Genomic DNA, 21,286 nt, shown 5'->3' on the forward strand with positions numbered 1-21,286 from the left:
CCCCATGAGCGATTTCAACACCCTCGAACTGATCACCGACCCCCGTGGCTTTGCCACGCTGTGGCTCAGTCGTGAAGACAAGAACAACGCGTTCAACGCCGAGATGATCCGCGAACTGATCATCGCCCTCGACCGGGTACAAGGCGATCCGTCCCTGCGCTTCCTGGTCCTGCGCGGGCGCGGCAAGCACTTCAGCGCCGGCGCCGACCTGGCCTGGATGCAGCAGTCGGCAGAACTGGACTACCACACCAACCTGGACGATGCCCGCGAACTCGCGGAGCTGATGTACAACCTGGCCAAACTGAAAATCCCGACCCTGGCGGTGGTGCAAGGCGCGGCCTACGGCGGTGCGCTGGGCTTGATCAGTTGCTGCGACATGGCGATTGGCGCCGATGATGCGCAGTTCTGCCTGTCGGAAGTGCGCATCGGCCTGGCGCCAGCGGTGATCAGCCCGTTCGTGGTACAGGCCATCGGCGAACGTGCGGCGCGGCGCTATGCCCTGACCGCCGAACGCTTTGGCGGCCAGCGCGCGCGCGACATCGGCTTGCTGGCGGAGAGTTATCCCCTTGGCGAGTTGGATGATCAAGTCGAACAGTGGATTGCCAACCTGCTGCAAAACAGCCCGGCGGCGATGCGCGCCAGCAAAGACTTGCTGCGCGAAGTGGGCAACGGTGCCCTCACCCCGGCGCTGCGTCGCTACTGCGAAAACGCCATTGCGCGCATCCGGGTCAGCGCCGAAGGCCAGGAAGGCTTGCGCGCTTTCCTGCAAAAACGTCCACCGAGCTGGCAGCCCCAGGAGCCGCGTTCATGAGTACATTGACGACCCTGCTGGTAGCCAACCGTGGCGAGATCGCCTGCCGCGTGATGCGCACCGCCAAGGCCATGGGCCTGACTACCGTCGCGGTGCACAGCGCCATCGACCGCGATGCACGCCACAGCCGTGAGGCGGATATTCGTGTCGACCTGGGCGGCAGCAAAGCTACCGACAGTTACCTGCAAATCGACAAGCTGATCGCCGCCGCCCAGGCCAGTGGCGCCCAGGCGATCCACCCGGGGTACGGTTTTCTGTCGGAAAACGCCGGGTTTGCCCGTGCGATTGAAGCCGCCGGGTTGATCTTCCTCGGGCCGCCCGCCTCCGCCATCGATGCCATGGGCAGCAAGTCGGCCGCCAAGGCGCTGATGGAAACCGCCGGTGTGCCCCTGGTGCCGGGTTATCACGGCGAAGCCCAGGACCTGGACACTTTCCGCGCCGCCTGCGAGCGCATTGGCTACCCCGTGCTGCTCAAGGCCACCGCCGGTGGTGGCGGCAAGGGCATGAAGGTGGTCGAGGACGTCAGCCAGTTGGCCGAAGCGCTGGCCTCGGCCCAGCGTGAGGCGCTGTCGTCTTTCGGCAATGGGCAGATGCTGGTGGAGAAATACCTGCTCAAGCCACGTCATGTGGAGATCCAGGTGTTTGCCGATCAGCATGGGCACTGCCTGTACCTCAACGAACGGGATTGCTCGATCCAGCGTCGCCACCAGAAGGTCGTCGAGGAAGCACCGGCACCGGGGTTGAGTGTTGAACAACGCAAGGCCATGGGCGAGGCGGCCGTGCGTGCGGCCCTGGCCATCGGGTATGTCGGTGCGGGCACCGTGGAATTCTTGCTGGACGCGCGCGGTGAGTTTTTCTTCATGGAGATGAACACGCGACTGCAGGTGGAACACCCGGTCACCGAGGCGATTACCGGCCTGGATCTGGTGGCCTGGCAGATTCGTGTCGCCCAGGGCGAGGCGCTGCCGATCACCCAGGAACAGGTGCCGCTGGTCGGCCATGCGATCGAAGTGCGGCTGTATGCCGAGGACCCGGCCAATGACTTCCTGCCCGCCACCGGGCACCTGGCGCTGTACCGTGAATCCGCACCAGGCCCGGGACGCCGTGTGGACAGCGGTGTCGAGCAGGGTGACAACGTCTCGCCGTTCTATGACCCCATGCTCGGCAAGCTGATTGCCTGGGGCGAGGACCGTGAACAGGCGCGACTGCGGTTGCTGGGCATGCTGGATGAGTTTGCCATCGGCGGCCTCAAGACCAACCTGGGTTTTCTGCGGCGCATTATCGGGCATCCGGCATTTGCGGCGGCCGAGTTGGATACCGGGTTTATTCCGCGTTATCAGGATGAATTGCTGCCGGCCCCAAGAGAGCTAAGTGATGAGTTTTGGCAGGCGGCTGGCGCGGCCTTTGTTCAGAGCCTGCCGCCGGGTGAGGGACCGTGGGCGGATAGGCACGGCTTTCGCGCCGGGCTGCCTGCCGAGGTGTCGCTGCATTTGAGTTGCGATGGCCAGGACCGACTGGTGACGCTGGCCGCCCAGGCGCCACAGTTGCGGGGCGAACAGTTGCTGATCGAACAACAGGGCGTGCGTCGCAGCCATCTGGCGGTACGCCATGACCCCACGGTGTATCTGCGTTGGGACGGCGAGATGCATGGCGTCACACTGTTCGATCCGATTGCGGCAGTCGAGGCCAACCAGTCGCACCAGGGTGGGCTGACAGCGCCGATGAACGGCAGCATCGTACGGGTGCTGGTGGAGGTGGGCCAACCGGTGGAAGCCGGCGCGCAACTGGTAGTGCTGGAAGCGATGAAAATGGAACACAGCATCCGTGCGCCCCAGGCCGGGGTGGTCAAGGCACTGTTCTGCCAGGAAGGCGAAATGGTTGCCGAAGGTTGCGCATTGGTGGAGCTCGAAACGGCGGGTTAAAACTTTGCCGTGGCCTGTACGACGACGCCCAGCAGCCGGCAATCGTCGGTCAACAACTGCTTCGGGTAGGTGGGATTGAGCGGCACCAGGTAACGCTGGCCGCTCTCTTCCAGCAACTGGCGAAAGGTCGCCTGGGGGCTCCCAACCCACTGGGCCACTACCAATTTACCGGGCTCGGCGGCAATGGCCGGGTCCACCAGGATCATCATGCCCGCACTGATGCTCAGGCCACTGGGTGCGGTCATGGCGTCGCCGGTGACCGGCAGCCAGAAGGCTTCGCCCCGGGCGTGGTAATCCGTCAGCTCGAAGCGGGAAGCGCCGTAAGGTGTTCGCGGCTCACGCAATTCGCACAGCCCTTTCCAGTCGCTGACCGGATAGCGGAAATACGGGTTGTAGTTTTTCTCCGCAGGCGGCTCATCGACCCGCTCGCGGATATCCAGCGCGACTTCCAGGTAGCCCAGCCCCAGCGCCGCCAGCACCCGATTCATGTCCACCAGGCTCGGCGCACGGCGCTTGTTGAGCCAATGGCCGACACCGCTCTGGGACATGCCCAGGCGCTCAGCCAGTTCACCCTGTGTGACCTTGCGGTCTTCCATATTGGCCTTGACCAACGCGATCCAGTTATCCATGGGCGCTGACAATACGTCACGCAGTTTCCAGGGCAATAAACAGTTTGTAGTAATCCATAAAACGACATAAATACGATACGTACTATCATCGGGCATAAGGTTTTCGACACCCACCCCAGAGTACCGCCCCTTATGACGACAAGCCCGTATCTGCTACCTGAAATCCCCGAAGACACCGAGCTGCACGACCTGCGCAGCAGTGGCGCCGCCAAGCGCGCATTGGACTTTTACTTGAAAGAAGATATGTCGGAATCAGCCCCTGGCGAGGCCCTGTTTGCCATCAAGCCGGGCATTGGCCGTGAAGAAGCCCTGGTGCACGCCTCGGATCTGTTGCGCAGCGCTGCAGCCACGGCCTATGAGTCAGCGAGCAGCCATCAGGGCAATCATCGGGACCTGGCGTTTTCGGTGGTGTATTTGATCGATATGGCGAAGGCGATGGTAGAGCGATCGTTGCAGGCGCCGGAGGCTCAGGCGAACGGATGACAGGCGCGAAGGAAAAATATTTCTATCCAGGGGATAAAAACATTTGACTTGCAAATGATAATGATTATTATTGGACCCAGCTGATCACGAGATCAGTCGATAGACCAAGGGACCTTAGGTCGGACTCTTGGAATATCTCCTCATCAGGCTAATCACGGTTTTTGACCCGGCTCTTTGGCCGGGTCTTTTTTTTGCCAGTTTCCCTGGCATGGCTTCAGGCTAATGAAGACTGTGTTGCTTGATGGCGCGCATGGTAGCAAAAGACCATCGCCAAAAGAAAGCCAGCCGACCGCTCTAGCCCAGATCTTTGCGAAATAGCGCTTGAGAATCAATCTCATAGATTCTAAGCTGCTGCTGCGTCAAGGAAGACGCCCCCTCCCCTTCGCAACAATTTTGCGTCCAGTCTTTACCAGACTCCTGTGTAAGATAGCCGCCACAACACTCATATTCAGGCAACCAGACTATGACCGTGGCCTTGACCTCCATCAGGATCAGCACCGACTTCGACAGTGGCAATATCCAGGTACTGGATGCCCACGACGCCTATCAGTTATTGCTGGCCATCAAACCCGACACACGCAGCCCACATTACCAATGGTTCCACTTCAAGGCCGAAGGCATGCACGTGGGTCATACCCACACCTTTCGCCTGAGCAACGCGGGTAAATCGTCCTACCCACACGCGTGGAGCGGCTACAACGCCGTGGCCTCCTATGACCACGTCAATTGGTTCCGGGTGCCGTCGCGCTTCGATGGGGAAATCCTGCATATCAGTTTGGAAACCCGTGAGAAGCTAGCCTGGTTCGCCTATTTCGAACCCTATAGCCGTGAGCGCCACGACTGGCTGATCGAGCAGGCCCTGAGTCGCGCCAATACCCAGTTGCTGGCCACCGGCAAAAGTGCCGAAGGCCGTGACATCCAACTGCTGCGTCGCGGCAAAGGCGGCGAAGGTCGGCGCAAGATCTGGATCATCGCCCAACAGCATCCCGGCGAGCACATGGCCGAATGGTTCATGGAAGGCATCATCGAACGCCTGCAACAGGACGGTGACGCCGAGCTGAAAAAACTGCTGAAAGCTGCCGACCTGTACCTGGTGCCCAACATGAACCCGGACGGTGCCTTCCACGGCCACCTGCGCACCAACGCCATGGGCCAGGACCTCAATCGCGCCTGGCAGAGCGCCAGCCAGGAGATCAGCCCGGAGGTATTGTTCGTCCAGCAACAGATGGAAAAGTACGGCGTCGACCTGTTTCTCGATATCCACGGCGACGAGGAAATCCCCTACGTCTTCACCGCCGGCTGCGAAGGCAACCCGGGGTACACCCCACGCATCGAGGCATTGGAAAAACATTTCCGCAGCCACTTGAGCGCCCTGACCCGCGACTTCCAGACCACCCACGGCTACACCCGCCACCTGCCGGGCGAAGCCAACATGACCCTGGCGTGCAACGCGGTAGGCCAGAAATACGACTGCCTGTCCCTGACCCTGGAAATGCCCTTCAAGGACAACGACGACGCGCCCAACCCGAAGACCGGCTGGTCCGGCGAGCGCTCCAAGCAGTTGGGCAAGGACGTGCTGAGCACGGTGGCCGATATCGTCAACGTGCTGCGCTGACGCCCTCTCCCACCGGCATCACTCTTGGGTGCCGGTCATGCTCTGCAACACGCCGTCGCGGCGGATCAACCCATGGAACAACGCCGCCGCCAGGTGCAACAGCACCGTCAGGAACAGCAGGTAGGCGAGATAACCGTGGGCCTTGCGCAGCACCGCGAACAACGGCGCATCCGCGCCCACCAGTGCCGGCAGTTGCACCGAACTGCCGAGCATCACCGGGTCGCCCGCCGCCGAAATCATCGCCCAGCCCAGCAGCGGCAATACCAGCATCAAGGCATACAGCAGCACATGGGACGCCTTGGCCGCCAACACTTGCCACAGTGGCAAGTCGGTGGGCAATGGTGGCTGACGGGTGGCGAAACGCACCATCAGGCGCACGATCACCAGCGCCAGAATCGCGATGCCCAGCGGCTTGTGCAGGTGGATCAACCACTCATGCCGCTCCGAGACAGACGCCGCCAGGCCCGCACCGATAAACAGCATGGCGATGATCATCAGCGCCATCAGCCAGTGCAGCAAACGCGCCAGCGGGGCAAAAAACCGTGGTTGGGCATTCATGGCTTCGACTCCTGAGGGGCGCTGTGCAACGGGCCGACTTCACCGGCGCGACGCAGGTAGGAACTGGCATACGCCGCCGAACGTGCCGCCAGCAACGGGTCATTGGACGCTTCGATGCCACTGGGCAGAATCAGCGGGTCGAAGTTGATGTCGCGGCAATCACCGTCCGCCTGCGGCTGGCTACTTTGCAGCACCAGGGTCCCGGCATTGATGACTTTATGCTCGCCAGTCCAGGCCTTGCTCGCATCGTCCAGTGGGTCACCCGGGTTGGCCAGGGTCATGTTCAACTGCCAGCGCAACGGCCCGGTAGCCAGGCGCTGGACCAGGTCTTTTTCCAGGTAATCACTCCCCGCCGGGGCGACGTCGCCCGCCGCGTCCTGACTCTGCGGCACCACACCCCAGCGCACGGCCTGGCGCTTGCCATCGGCCCCTACCAGGTAAAACGCGTTGATACCGTTGTAGGTTTCAGTCGCATAACTGGCCGAAGGCTTGGCAGTCTTGACCCACGCCATGAACGGCGCGGTCTCGGGGTGGGCAGCAAAAAACGCCGGCATGCTCGCCGGGTTCGGCTTGCCGGTAGCGGGCTCCGGAGCACCGGCCTTTAGCATCTGGTAGAACGCCTCGGGCGTGCCCACCGGGAACACCGGCATGCTGTTCATGCCGGTGCGCCATTGCTGGCCGTTGGCCTGGGTGAACTGCACGGCAAAACTGCGGATCGGCACACTGCTGTCGGGCGCGTAAGGGTTACCGCTGGGCAAGGCAAAGCGGCCGATCATTGGGGTCTTGGCCTCGCTGAACACTTGGGCACTGGAATAGGTGCGGGCTTCGGGCGTGCTCTCGAAATACCCGGCGACGCAGATGCCTTTGGCATGGTTACGCCGAAAACCCGGGTGCACGCCATTGTTGGTTTCCAGCGCGTTGACCAGGGTTTTAGGACGCAGGCGCTGTGGGTCGAGGGTGCCGTTGACGTAGGCAAAGGCCCCCGCCACAACCGCAACCACGGCACCGATACCCGCCAGGCGCGCGATCAGGCTCGCGATGCTCAACGGAGGACGGGGCGGTGATGAGTGATCTACCATGAAGGAACTCCAGGCCAAAGGCCTTAGGGGTGAACATAAGGTCGGAGCATTGAGACGAACGCCGATCGGCTCTATTCCCTGGCCCTGGATTTATTTTCACGCACGGGGAATAACCCTCAACGGCGCACGTCTCTCTAATCCCAGCGTAGTGACCAGCCAGATTCCCATGCATGAACTCGACGAACCGTTACGTGAACTCATCCCCAGGCTGCGGCGCTTTGCCGTGTCCCTGACCCGTAACGCCAGCAGCGCCGACGACCTGGTGCAGTCGACCCTGGAGCGGGCGATCATCAGTTGGGCCGATAAACGTGTCGAAGGCGACTTGCGCGCCTGGTTGTTCTCGATCCTCTACCGGCAATTCCTCGATGCCCACCGCCGCACCCGGCGCTATGCGCGCATGCTGGAATTCTTTACCGGGCGTGACGATGCGCAGCCGTCGGTTGAACGCACGGTGATCGCCCAATCGACCCTGCAAGCCTTCGATCAGCTCAACACCGAGCAGCGCGCCCTGCTGCTGTGGGTCTCGGTCGAAGGCTTGAGCTACAAGGAAGTCGCCGAGATCCTCGATGTGCCCCTCGGCACGGTGATGTCACGCCTGTCCCGGGCGCGCCAAGCCCTGCGTCAACTCAGTGATGGCGAAATTGCCAGCCCTTCCCTGCGGATACTCAAATGATCAGCCTGCCCCCCAGCGAACGCGATTTGCATGCCTACGTCGATCACCAACTGCTGGAGAGTGATCGCCGTATCGTTGAAACCTACCTGGCGGCGCACCAGGACGTTGCCGCCCAGGTCCACGCCTGGCAGCACGACGCGCAGTTGCTGCGTGCCGCGTTGGGCGGTGCCCTGCAGCAACCGGCCAACCCGGACCTGGACCCGGCGCTGATCCGCCAGCGTATCAAGCGTCAATCACGCCGCCACTTCGCCACGGCAGCCGTGCTGCTGATCGCTGTCAGCCTCGGCGGTGTCGGCGGCTGGCACGCCCGTGAAGTCAGCCAGCCGGCCCAACTGCCGATGGCCGATGCGATGCAGGCGTTCCGCTTGTTTGCCCAGGACGGCATCATGCAGGCCGACTACAAAGGCCAGGGCGGCGGCACGATGCAGGCCTGGCTCGACCGCTATTTCAACCAGGCCCACCGCCTGCCTGACCTGAGCGCGTCGGGCTTCACGCCGGTCAGCGGGCGCTTGCTCACCACCGAGCAAGGCGCCGCCGCCATGGTGCTGTACGAAGACCCGCAAGGGCGGCGCATCAGCTTCTACATCCGCCCGCCAGGCCCGGAAAACGGCTTCCTGCCGCGTGGCAGCCGCAGTGCCGATGGCTTGCAGGCCCAGTACTGGTCCGGTGCCGGCTACAACTATGCGGTGGTCAGCCCGGCAGATCAGCCCACCCCGGCGATGTTGAAGTTCTAGAAACCCACGTCGAGTACCACGTTGTCGAGGTAGGTGCCGGCGGGCGGTGTGGTTTGATCGGTGTAGATCCTGGCGTTGTAGTTGAACACCTGGCTGCCGATACCCAGGCCATTGCCGGGGTTGACCTCGGCGCTGGAACTGTCGCGCCGCGCCGCGCCCACGCTGCCCCAGCGCGTGGTGCCGGCGCTTTTGAAGATGTCGTAGGCCAGGTAGTTGGTGCCTGAGATCATGCGCCGCCGCCCGCCCACACTGACAGCGTTCTGGCCGTCGCTCAGGCCCACGCTGTAGGCACTGCCCTTGGTGCAGGAAACACTGATGGTCTGGCCGGTGACAGCGGTGAACCCGCTGATAACGGGCGCACTGCCAAAACTGATATTGGGCGCGGTGATCTGGCAGTCATTGGTGACGGTCATGCTCACGGTCAGGAGCTTGACTTGGGGAGTCAGGTTCTTGTCGCGCAATACGCACAAGTTACCCACCCCCAGGCCAATGCAATAATCCCAGGTCCATGCAACGCTGAGGACTTCGGTATACACCCCGGCCGCCACATTGGTCCCGGTAATACTGCCCACGTAAAGCGGCAGGTTCTTGCTGCCCGGCCCCGTCAAAAGCCCCGCGCTTGTCGCAATGCCATTGGGGCCGAAATCGAACTGGAGCCCGCGTGTAATAGGGAACGTGGTGGTGTTATTGCCATACAGCGTATAACCGATCACATCCCCCGTGGGGCCGACCATGCCGCTGGTGGTCGAGGTGATCGTGGCATAGAAGTGGTCACTGGTGCCGAGGGCAATCAGTGAAGCGGTGCAGCTCAACCCGCCGTTGAGGGTCGAACTGTTTTGCGTCGTGGTGCGTACGTTGATCGAACTCACCGAGCCAAAACTCACCGGGGCCGTCGCCACCGTCGAACACAGCGCCATTGCCTGCCCCGAGCACACCATCCCGAGGAGCGGCAGCCAGCCCACGCGTCTCATTGGCACACCAACGGCCCGATCAGCGGCACGCCTTGTTGCTGCTCGTCGACCTCGAATCGCGCCTGGCACGTACGCCCTTCACCCAGCGTGACCTGCAAGGTGTTATGCGCCGAGAGGTTCTCCAGGTACACCAGGCCGTCCCAGCCAACCACCGCCTGCTGGTTGCTTTGCTCGTGCACCACCAGGCTGCCCAAGGGCAATTCCTGATGCTGGGTGTCCACCAGGGTAACGCTCGCCGCGAGTACCCGGCGCAATGGAAACTCCAGCAGGTAGCCACTGCCACGGCGCACCGACACACGTTGTTCCACATTCGGGCTCTGCACATTGAGCGGCAGGTTCAGCGGATCGATTTCGTACTTGGCGCGGTAGTACGCGCTGCTCCACGGCACCAGGAGATGCCCATTACGGTCGGTTTCGCCCACCAGCTGGTTCTCGTAGCGCACCGGGATACCGGCGAAACCCTGGGTACTCACTACCACAAAGGCATCACTGATACGGTTGGCGGCAAAGGTGTCGCCACCCATCCACACCAGCGAGCCGCTGGCATCCGCCCAGCGAGTCTCGGCATCGCTGCTGCCGTACACGCCGGCCTGCAGCTGCACCGACTGCAAGCGCCAGGTCAGGTCGGCCTGCCGATACGCCGCGCCATCGCCCTGGGCATAACCGAGGTTGTAGCCCACCCCGCCCTCGCTGGGCACCGCGCTGCTGTAATTGAGGCGCTGGCGACTGGCGCCGTCCTTGCTGCGCTCGGTGCTCAAGGCCAGGCTGCCGTTGAGGTCGAACGGAATCACCAATTGCGCCTGCATCGCCCAATTGCTGTCGCCGATCTCGCGGTTGGCCGACAGGTAGAAACTGGTATTGCGCCACAGCGGTTTGCTCCAGCTCAGGTTGAGCAGCCGCGTGCGCGAATCGTCCGCCGCCTGCACGTCGAAATAGCCCATGCCCAGGCTGCCGAAACGCTCAAGGTTGAGGCTCAGGGTCACCTGCTCGCTGCGTTTGCTGAGGCTCGCGTAAGCGGTGTCGACCAGGGTCAGGTCGGCGTACTCGTCGTGTCGTTCCACCCGCTGATAGGACAGGCTGTAGCGCGTGCTGTTGTACTGATACCCCAGGCTCAGTTGCTGGCCGCTACGCCCTTCAAATCGGCTTTGGCTGACGGCGGCATTGAGCACGCCGAGGTTGCCCAGCCGCAGGTTGCCACCCAGGCCGCCCAGCGTCAGGTCGGTGGAGGCTTCGGCATGGCTCTCCAGGGTCAAATTGTCGGAATAACCATAACGAAAGGTACCGCTCGCCACGCCGGGGCCGTAGGCGAAGTCCTTCAGGGTGTACTCCCGGCGCAAGGTGCCGGCGGCCACCGAAAAATCCGTCAGGCCTTTTTGCAACAGGGTGCTGGTCACATAGAACGGCACGGTGGTCGACACCTGGCGACCCAGGGCGTCAGTCGTCACCACCACCGCTTCGCCCGCTCCGTTGATAAACGGCACGTTGGTCAGGGTGTAGGGCCCCGGTTGCAACTGCGCGCTATCGGATTTGTAGCCATTGATAAACAGGTCCACCGACGACGGCACCGCGGCCTCACCGGCAAATTGCGGCAGGGGGTAAGTCACCAGGTCCGGACGCACCGCGAAGTCCCGCGAGAACTGCACACCGCCGAGGCGCACCGAACTGCTCCAGGGCAAGGCGCCGCTGATCACGTCACCGGCTTCGTAGGTCAGCAGCCGCTCATCATCGGAGAAGCGCCAGGTAGTGTCATAGCGCCGGTAGCCGTTGTTGAACGTACTGCTGCTGACGCCGTCGGCCAAGGTCTGGCGGTACTGGCCGGTATTGGACAAGGTGCCCCAGTGATCGAACAGTCGCACTTCGTTCCAGGCGGCGAGGTAGCTGCCGCCTTCGTCTGTGTCGTTGAAATACAGGTCATAGTTGAGCAAAGCGCCAAAGCTGCTCATTGCCTGGGTGCGCGGGTAGGTGTTGCGGTTGCCGATAAATTGTTCCTTCAGCCACGACGGCGGCACATCCAGCAGCAGGCGCTGGCCGTTGCTGTCGTAATCGCTGTGCAGGCCGGGGATCGTGTCCAGCGCCACGCTGCCGCTCAATTCGCCGGGCAGCTTCATGCCCACGTCCTGCAGCGCGCTGGCCGGCACATAGAGTTGCCCGGCCCGTTGATCGACCGCGATAACGCGGCCGGTGTCCATCTGATTGACCACCAGCTCCAGAAACAACTGTGCATCGGCGACAGCCTCCATACTGCTCGGGGGCGGAGGCAGGTCGCCAGCCACGCCCGGAAGCGCAACCATTGCACCGCCCAGCCCGCCCACCACCGACAGCCATAGACTGCGAGCCAGACCACGACTCACCATGGCGTTGTGTCCTTCAATGGACATCTCCATCCGTTTAAATCCCGGGGCGTTCCTGCCCCGTTACCGGCTTGTTACCGCTGCGGCGCGAGGCTCTCCAACTGCGGTGCGCCGTTGACCCTGACCTGCAGCGGCTGGTCTGCCGACAGCGCTTGCGGCACCGGCCAGCGCATGCTGGCGCCCGGCAGCACGTAGCCCAACAGGCCATCCACCAAGGGGCGTGTCTGCCCGCCCTGCTTGAATGCGGCATCGGTCAGGCGCGCATGCACAGCGCCCTGGTTGCGCACTTCGATGTAGTCGCGCCCTGCTACCGTGACCTTGTGCCAGCTCAAATCCGGTTTGCCCGCGCCCTTGGGGTCACGCTGACGTGTGCTGTCCTCCTTGTTCCACAGGCCCGCGCCGTAGGCGAACAGCGGCACCGAATAACGCATCTGAAAGCGGATCGCCGCTGCGGTGTTCTTGCCTTCCGGCGGCGTAGGCACCTGCAAGGGTGAAGGGATTTCATCGATGATGATGCGGTAGGCCAACTCTTGCCCCGGTGGTACTTCGCGGGTGCGGGTCAGGCGTACCAATTGTTTCTGCCCCGGCTCGATCCGCGCGACGGGCGGGCTGCCGATCACATCACGCTGGTTCTGGTATTGCTCCTCGAAACCACGCTGGCTCCAGGCAAACACGCGAATCTGCAGGCTCGCGGTTTCGGTCCCACGGTTTTCCAGCCACAGCGCGCTCGCCTGTTGATCGGCCTCCAGCACCGGGTCGATGGGCCAGATCAGCACCGAGCTGGCCGCCTGCACAAGCCCCGCCGTGCACACTGCACTCAAGGCAATACCCGCGGCCCACAACCGCCGGGATGGTGAACGCATAACCCCACTCCTTATACCGATAGCCTTACCACGTCAGCTGCACCTGCAGCGTGTCGCTGTATGTCCCCCCAGGCTGATTGCCCGGCAATTGCACCCGCCCGTAGATCGGCAGGCTGATGTTGTTCGCATCGCTGTAGGCCACGTTGACGCTCTGGCCGATCCCCAGGCTCTGACTGAACGCCGCATCCTGAAACAACTGGTAAGCCACCCGCGCGCTACCGCTATTGAGCTGCAGATTGCGCCCGGTGCTGCTGTGCTGCCCGCCGTCGACGCTCATGCTCAGCGTCACCCCCGGCGTGCACTGCAAGGTCACGCCCCCCGTCAGCGCCGCCGTGACCGTGCTGGTGGCCAGGGCCGAATAACTGCCATAGGTCAGCGCACCATAATTGGAGCTGCCGCCCACGATCAGGCAGCCCGGGATGATGGTCGCGCTCACCTGGAAACTCTGGCTGGTCACCGCCGACAACGGCAACGGCACCGCCAGCCCACAGGCCAGCAACGCTCTGAGCCACATTGCTAGAACGTCAGTTCCACGGCCACGGTGTCGGTGTAGGTGCCTGCCGGCAGCCCCGCCTTGCCCACCGCCCGACCATAGAGGTTGACGGTCTGCGCCACGCCGGTACTGGTGGCGAGGGTGATCACACCGTCAATCGCCAGCAGCGCGGAATGGCCGCTGTCGGTGTAGAAATCGTAGGGCACGAAGTTGCCCGCACCGTCGGCCAATGCACGGCTGCCACCGGGGGACGCGCCATCATGGGCACCGGCGCGTACCTTGACCGCTGGCGTAGTGCCACTAGAACACAGGATCGACAACGCGCCACCGGTACCCGTACCGCCAAGCAACTGGGCATCGGCGTTGGTGAACAGGCTGTTGGTGGTGCCGAAATTCAAGCTACCGAAGTTCAACCCGGTAGCCGCGCCCGAACCGTTGACCTGGCAACTGGCGATCAATATCAGGCTGGAGGTGATCTGCCCGGTCACCGTAGTTGCGGCATTGAGGCTGGAGGCCATTGCCAGGCCCAGCGCACACACACCCAATCGCGAAACAAGTACATGCATGGTTTTCATCCTCTTGAGTTACCAGTCCAGTGTCACCGTCAACGTGTCGGTGTAGATCCCTGCCGGTAAGGCACTGGTATTTGCCACCACGGAGCCAAATACCGGGATCGGTATCTGGGTGCCCTTGGCCACGACAAAATTGCGTTGCTGCCCGATGCTGTAGGTGCTGCGCCCCTGCGGGTCGGCGGACAGTCGATAAGGAATCATCTGGCGCCCATTGCTCAGGCGTCGGGTAGTGCCATCGCCGTTGGTGCCGCCGTCGATGGTCACGGTGAAGCTCGAGACCGAGGGGTTGCACCACACCGCCAAGGGCGCCTTGTCGCCAGCGGTGACGCCAGCACCCAATGGGTTGTTCCAGGTCGGACCCTGACTGCCGAAGTCGAGCATCGCCGTGCCGCCCGTGGGGTTCACCGGCGCGCTCTCAACGCCTTTGCTCACTTCGCAACTGGCGGTGATCACCAGCCGCGCCTGGATAAACCCGCTGGCGACAGCCGCCTGCACGTCGTCTGCCAACACCAGCAGGCCGCCCATGGCCACCAGGGCCAGGCAACGGCTCACCATGTCACCGTCACCTTGAGCAGGTCGGTGTAGCGGCCGACGGCGGGGATGTCCTTGAGTGGCTCGATGCGACCATAGAGCGGCAGGTTGACGAACCCTGCGTCCGGCACCCGGCCGCTGAGCGGCACATCCACCGGCAACGGCACGCGCCGTGCCCCGTCGGCATAGATGCGATAGGGAATGGGTTGGGTCGATGGGGTAGCACTGAGGTAGCGTACTTCACCGGTGCCACCATGCAGGCCGCCATCAACGCGGACCTGATACGGCGTGTCGGGGTTGCACTCCAGCCGCGGTTGGCGCTGGCTGATCAGCGCCGCACTCAGGGGCCCGGCCGGGTCATCCAGACGCGGGCCGCTGCCGAAATCCAGTACGCCCAGTTGCTCGATGCCAGCGCTGCGGGTGGTCCCCACCAACTGGCAACCGCGCTGCACGTCGATACGCACCTCCACCTGGAGCTGTGCACCGTAAACCGTGTTGCAGAGCATCGCGCCCATGACTGCCAATACTGCTCGTCCCTTCACTGCCCCAAATCCTTGTACAGGGGTGACTGCTGTGTAGGAGGTTAGTCACTCAGCGAGAAACTGCCAGTCTGGACAGGATTACCTTCACGAGATGCTTTTTCGAGATAGCTGGCAGCGCCCTTCTCTATTGGTCAAAACGCGACGAGCGTCCTAAAGTGAGCAACCACCGAAATACAGAGTGACTTGCATTGGCCGCGCTTTCCCTGATCCGTCGCCTGCTCGGCCAAAAGCCCGGGCCCCTTGACGCTTCGCCCATTCCCGCGTTTTTTCAGCAAAAGGCCGCGCAACAGGGTTACACCCTGAGCACCGGTCAAACCCGCGCCATTGCTGCCCTGGCCCGGGAAACCCAACAACTGCTCGCCGGCCAGCCCGCCCGCAGCCTGTACCTCCACGGCCCCGTGGGTCGCGGCAAAAGCTGGCTGCTGGACGGGTTCTTCCAGGCGTTGCCGATCGCCGAGAAGCAGCGCGTGCACTTCCATGATTTTTTCGCCCAACTGCATCGCGGCATGTTCACGCATCATGCGCAGGACGATGCCCTGGCCGCGACGCTCGATGAGCAGTTGGCAGGCTGCCGGGTGCTGTGTTTCGACGAATTCCACGTCCATGATATCGGCGATGCCATGCTGATCACACGGCTGTTCAAGGCCCTGTTCGAGCGCGGTGTACTGGTGCTGGTGACGTCCAACTATGCGCCGCAAGGGTTGCTGCCCAACCCCCTGTACCACGAGCGCTTCAAGCCGGTGATCGACCTGATCGCCGCGCGCATGGAGGTGCTGGAAGTCAGTTCGCCCCAGGACTTTCGCAGCCTGCCCCAGGCCCAGAGCGCGCAACGTTTCACCTGCGGTCACTACGTGTGGCCGGGCACCCCGGGGCAGCGGGCGGCGCTCGACCTGCCCGCCGCAGACAGCCCGCCCCGCCCCCTAGGCGTTGGCCATCGGACCTTGATGTGCCGCCGCCATGAAGGGCGCAGCATTGCCTTCACCTTCAACGACCTGTGCGAACAACTGACGGCGGTGATGGACTACCTGCTGCTGTGCCAGGACTACGACCACTGGATCATCGACGGCCTGCCTCAACTGGCGACCTGCCCGATTGCCGTGCAGCAGCGCTTTATCAACCTGGTGGATGTGCTTTACGACCGCGACAAGCATCTGGTACTGATCGGCGAACTGCCGCTCGAGATTGCCTTGAGCGGCCAGGCCATCGACCTGGCCCGCACCGCCAGCCGTCTAGGACAATTGCAGCAGGCCCCCCCGCAACGCACCCCCGACCCGGTATCATGAGCGCCTTCCACGACTTCTTGCCGAGTGACCGCGCCGTTCATGAATACCCTCGCCCAACTCAAGGCCGGCCAATTGGCCGGCATCACGCGCCTGGACTTGTCCTGCGGGCTGACCGAATTCCCCCGGGAAATCTTCGAACTGGCCGACTCTCTGGAAATCCTCAACCTCAGCGGCAATGCCCTGAGCAGCCTGCCCGACGACCTGCACCGCCTGCCGCACCTGCGTGTGCTGTTCTGTTCGGACAACCTGTTCACCGAACTGCCGGCTTGCCTCGGCCAATGCGCCAAACTGAGCATGATCGGCTTCAAGGCCAACCAGATCAGCCACGTGCCCGCCGCCGCGTTACCGCCGCTGTTGCGCTGGCTGATCCTGACCGATAACCGCGTCAGCGCACTGCCCGAGGCATTGGGTGAACGGCCATTGCTGCAAAAACTGATGCTGGCCGGCAACCACCTGGCGCACCTGCCGCAAAGCCTGGCCAACTGCCACAACCTCGAACTGCTGCGCATCGCCTCCAACCGCTTCACGCGCCTGCCGGAATGGCTGTTGACGCTGCCGAGCCTGACCTGGCTGGCCTACGCCGGGAACCCGGTGGAAATGGCTGTGACGGTGGCGGGTGAAGACACCACGCCGGACATTCCCTGGTCCGAACTGGAACTGGCCGAAGTACTGGGCGAAGGCGCGTCCGGCGTGATCCGCAAAGCACGATGGACGCCCTCAAACACGCCCGTCGCCGTCAAGCTCTATAAGGGCAGCATCACCAGCGACGGCTCACCGCTGCACGAAATGCAGGCCTGTATCGCCGCCGGGTTGCACCCCAACCTGATCAAGGTCGAAGGCCGCGTGGTCGGCCACCCCGATGACCAGGCCGCCCTGGTGATGGACCTGATCGACCCGAGCTACCGCAACCTCGCGGCGCTGCCGAGCCTGGCGTCGTGCACCCGGGATATCTACACGCCGGACACCCGTTTCAGCCTTGACGTGGCGCTGCGCATCGCCCGTGGTATCGCCTCGGTCGCGGCGCATCTGCACCGGCACGGCATCACCCATGGCGACCTGTATGGCCACAATATTCTGTGGAATAAAGCGGGTGACTGCCTCCTCGGGGACTTTGGCGCGGCATCGTTCCATGCTACGGCGGACACCGTGGAAACCACGGCGTTGCAGCGTATTGAAGTGCGTGCGTTCGGGATTTTGCTGGGGGAGTTGCTGGAGCGGGTTGAGGAACAGGTGAGCGGTGAATGGCTGACGCTACAAGCAAGGTGCTGTCAGCCCGATGTGCTGGCTCGGCCTGGATTCGAAGAGATCGAAGCCATCCTGGCCTCTATCCAACTGCGCTGAGCCAATGTGGGAGGAGGCTTGCCCCCTCCCACAGTTTGAGGGTTCAGCCCGCCAGCCCGACGAACATATCCTGCACGTCATCATGGTTGTCCAGGCCTTCGAGGAAGGCTTCGACTTCCGCCATCTGCTCATCGCTCAAACCGCTCACCGGGTTCTTCGAGAGGTAGCCAAGCTTGGCCGACAACACGGTGAAACCCTGCTCCGGCAAGGCTTTCTGCACAGCGTCAAGGTCGGTAGTCTCGGTAATGAACAGGGTGGTGCCCTCTTCTTCGCCTTCTTCGAAATCCTGGGCGCCGGCTTCAATGGCGGCCATTTCCGGATCGGCGTCCGGGCTGTCCGGCGAGGCTTCGATCAGGCCGACGTGGTTGAAGTCCCAGGCCACGGAACCGGAAGCGCCCAGCTGGCCCTTGCGGAACGCCACGCGGATTTCCGCCACGGTGCGGTTGATGTTATCGGTTACGCATTCGACGATCAGCGGCACCTGGTGCGGGGCGAACCCTTCGTAGGTCACGCGGTGGTATTGCACGGTTTCGCCGAGCAGACCGGCGCCTTTCTTGATGGCGCGGTCCAGGGTTTCCTTGGGCATCGAGGCCTTTTTCGCCTGTTCCACTACCAGACGCAGGTGGGCGTTGGTCGCGGTGTCGGCACCATTGCGGGCAGCGATGGTGATTTCTTTCACCAGCTTGCCGAAGATCTTGCCCTTGGCATTGGCTGCCGCTTCTTTATGTTTGACTTTCCACTGTGCGCCCATGACTCACTCTCTTTAATGTCCATCGCGCCGAAACGTCTACTGGCCGGCGCTTTGGGGGCAGAGTTTATAGCGCAAGAACGCATCGTTCCACCAAAAAACCGTCAGGGCGCCAACTCGAAAAACGCCTGGATCAGGCGCAATGCGCGGCGCCGTTCCATGCAGCCGAGCAGGTGCCGGTTCACCAGGCCATCACCCTGGATCGGCACGGCGCACACCCGCGGGTCGGGGCTGACCTCCATCGACGACACCACCCCCACGCCCAATTCGGCAGCCACGGCTTCCGTCACCGCCTCGCGACTGTCCAGCTCCAGCAGCACCCTGGGCTGTACACCGGCAGCGAGGCAAGCACCGTCAAACGTGCGCCGGGTGATGGAACCGGGTTCACGCAGCACCATGATGACCTCATGCAATTGCTCCAGCTGAACACCCTCGGCCTGCCTGGCCCACGGATGCGCCACCGGCACCAGCGCGCAGATCCGCGATTCGGCCAACGGCTGCAAGTGCAGCCCATTGCGCGGCTCCACCTCAGTCAGCACCGCCACATCCGCATGCTCGGACAACAGCGCCGCCAGGGTTTCCTGGGCGTTGCCGAGGCGCAGATTGACCGTGATCCCGGGATAACGCGCACGCAGGCTGGCGATCATCGGCATCACCAGGTGCGGACCGTCCGCCGCCACTTCCAGGCGCCCGGTGAGCAATTGGCGATTGGCTTCCAGCAGGGTCTGCGCCTCGTCCACCAGACCGAAGATCGCCCGGGTGATGGCCGCCAGGCGCGTGCCTTCCTCGGTCAGTTCCACGCGCCTTGCCGTACGGCGCAATAAAGGGATCTGGTAATACTCCTCCAGGGCCTTGATGTGCCCGGTCACCGCCGGCTGGCTGATGAACAGCCGCGCCGCCGCACGGGTAAAACTGCCCTCGCGGGCCACGGCATCGAATGCGCGCAGTTGGAACAGATTCATATTTATCGGCCTCACTGATAGCTCGCATAACAACAAACAATTTGATTGATGACAAGCCAAACTGCAATTTAGGCGCCGTAGATTCAACCGATGCTTCGCGAGGATTTGTAATGACGACGCCCATCCTGCTGACCCCCGGCCCCCTGACCACCTCCAACCGCACCCGCCAGGCCATGATGGTGGATTGGGGTTCATGGGACGACCGATTCAACCAGCTCACCGCCAGCGTCTGCGAACAGTTGCTGGCAATCATCGACGGCGCCGCCAGCCACCATTGCGTGCCCTTGCAAGGCAGCGGCACCTTTGCCGTCGAAGCGGCCATCGGCACGCTGGTCCCGCGCGACGGCAAGGTATTGGTGCTGATCAACGGCGCCTATGGCAAGCGCCTGGCGAAAATCTGCGAAATACTGGGCCGCGAGTTCAGTACCTTCGAAACCGCCGAGGACCAACCCACCACCGCCGCCGATGTGGACCGCCTGCTGCACGCCGACACGGCCATTACCCATGTCGCGCTGATCCACTGCGAAACCAGCACCGGCATCCTCAACCCCTTGGCCGAGATCGCCCAGGTGGTGAAACACCACGGCAAGCGCCTGATCGTCGACGCCATGAGCGCCTTTGGTGCGCTGCCGATCAACGCCCGCGAAGTACCGTTCGACGCATTGATCGCCGCTTCGGGCAAGTGCCTGGAAGGCGTGCCGGGCATGGGCTTTGTCTTCGTCGACCAACAGGCGCTGGCCGCCGCCCAAGGCAACTGCCACTCCCTGGCGATGGACCTGTTCGACCAGCACAGCTACATGGCCAAGACCGGCCAATGGCGTTTCACCCCGCCGACCCACGTGGTGGCGGCCCTGCATGAAGCACTGCTGCAATACGCCGAAGAAGGCGGCCTGCGCGCACGTCATCAACGCTACGCCAATAACTGCCAGGCTCTGCTGGACGGCATGGCCGAGCTGGGCCTGCACAGCTTCCTGCCGGTGGCGATCCAGGCGCCGATCATCGTCACTTTCCACGCGCCGCAAGACCCGCGTTACCAGTTCAAGGACTTCTATGAACGGGTCAAGGCCAAGGGTTTCATTCTGTATCCGGGCAAACTGACCCAGGTGGACACCTTCCGCGTGGGCTGCATCGGCCATGTCGATGACAGCGACATGCACGCCGCCGTCACCGCCATCGCTGACGTACTGCAGGCCATGGGTATCACCCTTTCATCGATTGGAGCACACGCATGAACTATCAAAACCCCAACACCCTGCAAGCCGTGATCCTCGATTGGGCCGGCACCGTGGTCGACTTCGGCTCCTTCGCCCCGACGCAGATTTTTGTCGAAGCCTTCGCCGAATTCGACGTGCAAGTTTCCATCGAAGAAGCCCGTGGCCCGATGGGCATGGGCAAGTGGGACCACATCCGCACCCTGTGCAATCAGCCGCAAGTCGCCGAGCGCTACCGCAAGGCCTTCGGTCGCACGCCCACCGACGATGACGTAACCGCCATCTACAAACGTTTCATGCCGTTGCAGATCGAGAAAATCGCCGAACACTCGGCACTGATCCCTGGCGCCCTCGACACTATCGCCCAGCTGCGGGTGCAAGGCATCAAGATCGGTTCCTGCTCCGGCTACCCCAAGCAAGTGATGGACAAGGTGGTTGCCCTGGCCGCCACCAACGGCTATATCGCCGACCACGTAGTCGCCACCGACGAAGTGCCCAACGGTCGCCCATGGCCAGCCCAGGCCCTGGCCAACGTGATTGCGCTGGGCATCGACGATGTGGCGGCCTGCGTGAAGGTCGACGACACCGTGCCGGGTATACTCGAAGGCCGCCGCGCCGGCATGTGGACCGTGGCCCTGACCTGCTCCGGCAATGCGCTGGGTTTGACCTACGAGCAGTTCCGCGACCTGGATGCGGCCACACTGGCCAGCGAGCGCAAGCGCATCGAGGCGATGTTCGCAGGCTCACGGCCGCACTACCTGATCGACACCATCAACGACCTGCCTGCGGTCATCACCGACATCAATGCGCGCCTGGCCCGTGGGCAAATGCCGCAGAGCTACTGATAGAGGTCAACATCACGGCACTTACCCAAGGCAAACCGCTCAAAACCGGCATACAGTTAAAGGACTCCA

At 62.9% G+C, this 21,286-nt stretch carries 22 protein-coding genes; 10 read left to right on the plus strand and 12 right to left on the minus strand.

Annotated features, from left to right (window positions below):
• Positions 1-4: 4 nt before the first annotated feature.
• Together BLR69_RS09730 and BLR69_RS09735 are read left to right on the plus strand one after the other, a co-directional pair.
• Entirely contained in the window at positions 5-811 is an 807-nt protein-coding gene (locus BLR69_RS09730; protein ID WP_071493465.1) for a gamma-carboxygeranoyl-CoA hydratase, read from the plus strand.
• Positions 808-2,733, plus strand: a complete 1,926-nt coding sequence (locus tag BLR69_RS09735) for an acetyl/propionyl/methylcrotonyl-CoA carboxylase subunit alpha (RefSeq protein WP_071493466.1) — start codon at positions 808-810, stop codon at positions 2,731-2,733. The genes BLR69_RS09730 and BLR69_RS09735 overlap by 4 nt, the downstream gene beginning before the upstream one ends.
• On the opposite strand, the gene BLR69_RS09740 is transcribed toward BLR69_RS09735, so the two are convergent.
• Positions 2,730-3,362 carry a LexA family protein gene (locus BLR69_RS09740; RefSeq protein WP_071493467.1) on the minus strand — a complete coding sequence of 211 codons (633 nt, stop codon included), beginning with the start codon at positions 3,360-3,362 and terminating at the stop codon, positions 2,730-2,732. The genes BLR69_RS09735 and BLR69_RS09740 overlap by 4 nt on opposite strands.
• A gap of 132 nt (positions 3,363-3,494) precedes the next feature.
• On the opposite strand from BLR69_RS09740, the gene BLR69_RS09745 reads away from it, so the two are divergent.
• The gene (locus tag BLR69_RS09745) at positions 3,495-3,845 is read left to right on the plus strand and encodes a DUF6124 family protein (RefSeq protein WP_071493468.1); all 351 of its coding nucleotides are present in this window, start codon (positions 3,495-3,497) and stop codon (positions 3,843-3,845) included.
• A gap of 463 nt (positions 3,846-4,308) precedes the next feature.
• Positions 4,309-5,460 (plus strand): M14 family metallopeptidase, encoded by a 1,152-nt coding sequence (locus BLR69_RS09750; RefSeq protein WP_071493469.1) that lies wholly within the window; start codon positions 4,309-4,311, stop codon positions 5,458-5,460.
• Positions 5,461-5,478: 18 nt separating this feature from the next.
• On the opposite strand, the gene BLR69_RS09755 is transcribed toward BLR69_RS09750, so the two are convergent.
• Complete coding sequence (locus BLR69_RS09755) at positions 5,479-6,018, minus strand: cytochrome b (protein WP_071493470.1); 540 nt, start codon at positions 6,016-6,018, stop codon at positions 5,479-5,481.
• Positions 6,015-7,097 carry a catalase family peroxidase gene (locus BLR69_RS09760; RefSeq protein WP_071493471.1) on the minus strand — a complete coding sequence of 361 codons (1,083 nt, stop codon included), beginning with the start codon at positions 7,095-7,097 and terminating at the stop codon, positions 6,015-6,017. The genes BLR69_RS09755 and BLR69_RS09760 overlap by 4 nt, the downstream gene beginning before the upstream one ends.
• Before the next feature lie 166 nt (positions 7,098-7,263).
• Here BLR69_RS09760 and BLR69_RS09765 point away from each other — a divergent pair, with 166 nt between their 5' ends.
• Complete coding sequence (locus BLR69_RS09765; RefSeq protein ID WP_071493472.1) at positions 7,264-7,770, plus strand: RNA polymerase sigma factor; 507 nt, start codon at positions 7,264-7,266, stop codon at positions 7,768-7,770.
• Positions 7,767-8,504, plus strand: a complete 738-nt coding sequence (locus BLR69_RS09770; protein WP_071493473.1) for an anti-sigma factor family protein — start codon at positions 7,767-7,769, stop codon at positions 8,502-8,504. The genes BLR69_RS09765 and BLR69_RS09770 overlap by 4 nt, the downstream gene beginning before the upstream one ends.
• Here the strand turns inward: BLR69_RS09770 and BLR69_RS09775 are convergent.
• From BLR69_RS09775 to BLR69_RS09805, 7 genes are all read right to left on the minus strand, one after another.
• Positions 8,501-9,475 (minus strand): Csu type fimbrial protein, encoded by a 975-nt coding sequence (locus BLR69_RS09775; protein WP_071493474.1) that lies wholly within the window; start codon positions 9,473-9,475, stop codon positions 8,501-8,503. The genes BLR69_RS09770 and BLR69_RS09775 overlap by 4 nt on opposite strands.
• A complete protein-coding gene (locus BLR69_RS09780; RefSeq protein WP_071493533.1) occupies positions 9,472-11,829 on the minus strand; it encodes a fimbria/pilus outer membrane usher protein in 2,358 nt (785 codons plus the stop codon). Before BLR69_RS09780 ends, BLR69_RS09775 begins: the two co-directional genes overlap by 4 nt.
• 71 nt (positions 11,830-11,900) lie before the next feature.
• Positions 11,901-12,689 (minus strand): fimbrial biogenesis chaperone, encoded by a 789-nt coding sequence (locus tag BLR69_RS09785; RefSeq protein WP_071493475.1) that lies wholly within the window; start codon positions 12,687-12,689, stop codon positions 11,901-11,903.
• 25 nt (positions 12,690-12,714) lie between these two features.
• Positions 12,715-13,203, minus strand: a complete 489-nt coding sequence (locus BLR69_RS09790; RefSeq protein ID WP_071493476.1) for a Csu type fimbrial protein — start codon at positions 13,201-13,203, stop codon at positions 12,715-12,717.
• Between the two features lie 2 nt (positions 13,204-13,205).
• Positions 13,206-13,748, minus strand: a complete 543-nt coding sequence (locus BLR69_RS09795; RefSeq protein ID WP_034107216.1) for a Csu type fimbrial protein — start codon at positions 13,746-13,748, stop codon at positions 13,206-13,208.
• Positions 13,749-13,766: 18 nt separating this feature from the next.
• Positions 13,767-14,309, minus strand: coding sequence for a Csu type fimbrial protein (locus BLR69_RS09800; protein ID WP_071493477.1), 543 nt, complete (start codon positions 14,307-14,309; stop codon positions 13,767-13,769).
• Positions 14,303-14,800 carry a Csu type fimbrial protein gene (locus BLR69_RS09805; RefSeq protein ID WP_076955273.1) on the minus strand — a complete coding sequence of 166 codons (498 nt, stop codon included), beginning with the start codon at positions 14,798-14,800 and terminating at the stop codon, positions 14,303-14,305. Before BLR69_RS09805 ends, BLR69_RS09800 begins: the two co-directional genes overlap by 7 nt.
• A 215-nt stretch (positions 14,801-15,015) precedes the next feature.
• On the opposite strand from BLR69_RS09805, the gene zapE reads away from it, so the two are divergent.
• Together zapE and BLR69_RS09815 are read left to right on the plus strand one after the other, a co-directional pair.
• Positions 15,016-16,110, plus strand: coding sequence for a cell division protein ZapE (gene zapE, locus BLR69_RS09810; protein ID WP_071493479.1), 1,095 nt, complete (start codon positions 15,016-15,018; stop codon positions 16,108-16,110).
• A gap of 39 nt (positions 16,111-16,149) precedes the next feature.
• Complete coding sequence (locus BLR69_RS09815) at positions 16,150-17,451, plus strand: protein kinase (RefSeq protein WP_071493534.1); 1,302 nt, start codon at positions 16,150-16,152, stop codon at positions 17,449-17,451.
• A 43-nt stretch (positions 17,452-17,494) separates the two neighbouring features.
• On the opposite strand, the gene BLR69_RS09820 is transcribed toward BLR69_RS09815, so the two are convergent.
• Positions 17,495-18,202, minus strand: coding sequence for a YebC/PmpR family DNA-binding transcriptional regulator (locus BLR69_RS09820; protein WP_071493480.1), 708 nt, complete (start codon positions 18,200-18,202; stop codon positions 17,495-17,497).
• A gap of 101 nt (positions 18,203-18,303) precedes the next feature.
• Entirely contained in the window at positions 18,304-19,161 is an 858-nt protein-coding gene (locus BLR69_RS09825; protein WP_071493481.1) for a LysR substrate-binding domain-containing protein, read from the minus strand.
• A gap of 110 nt (positions 19,162-19,271) precedes the next feature.
• On the opposite strand from BLR69_RS09825, the gene BLR69_RS09830 reads away from it, so the two are divergent.
• Positions 19,272-20,393: a 2-aminoethylphosphonate--pyruvate transaminase gene (locus BLR69_RS09830; protein ID WP_071493482.1), complete on the plus strand. Its 1,122-nt coding sequence runs from the start codon at positions 19,272-19,274 to the stop codon at positions 20,391-20,393.
• Positions 20,390-21,217 (plus strand): phosphonoacetaldehyde hydrolase, encoded by an 828-nt coding sequence (gene phnX / locus BLR69_RS09835; protein WP_071493483.1) that lies wholly within the window; start codon positions 20,390-20,392, stop codon positions 21,215-21,217. Before BLR69_RS09830 ends, phnX begins: the two co-directional genes overlap by 4 nt.
• The last annotated feature ends 69 nt before the right edge of the window (positions 21,218-21,286 follow it).

It is taken from the genome of Pseudomonas azotoformans, from assembly GCF_900103345.1.
GTDB lineage: Bacteria > Pseudomonadota > Gammaproteobacteria > Pseudomonadales > Pseudomonadaceae > Aquipseudomonas > Aquipseudomonas azotoformans.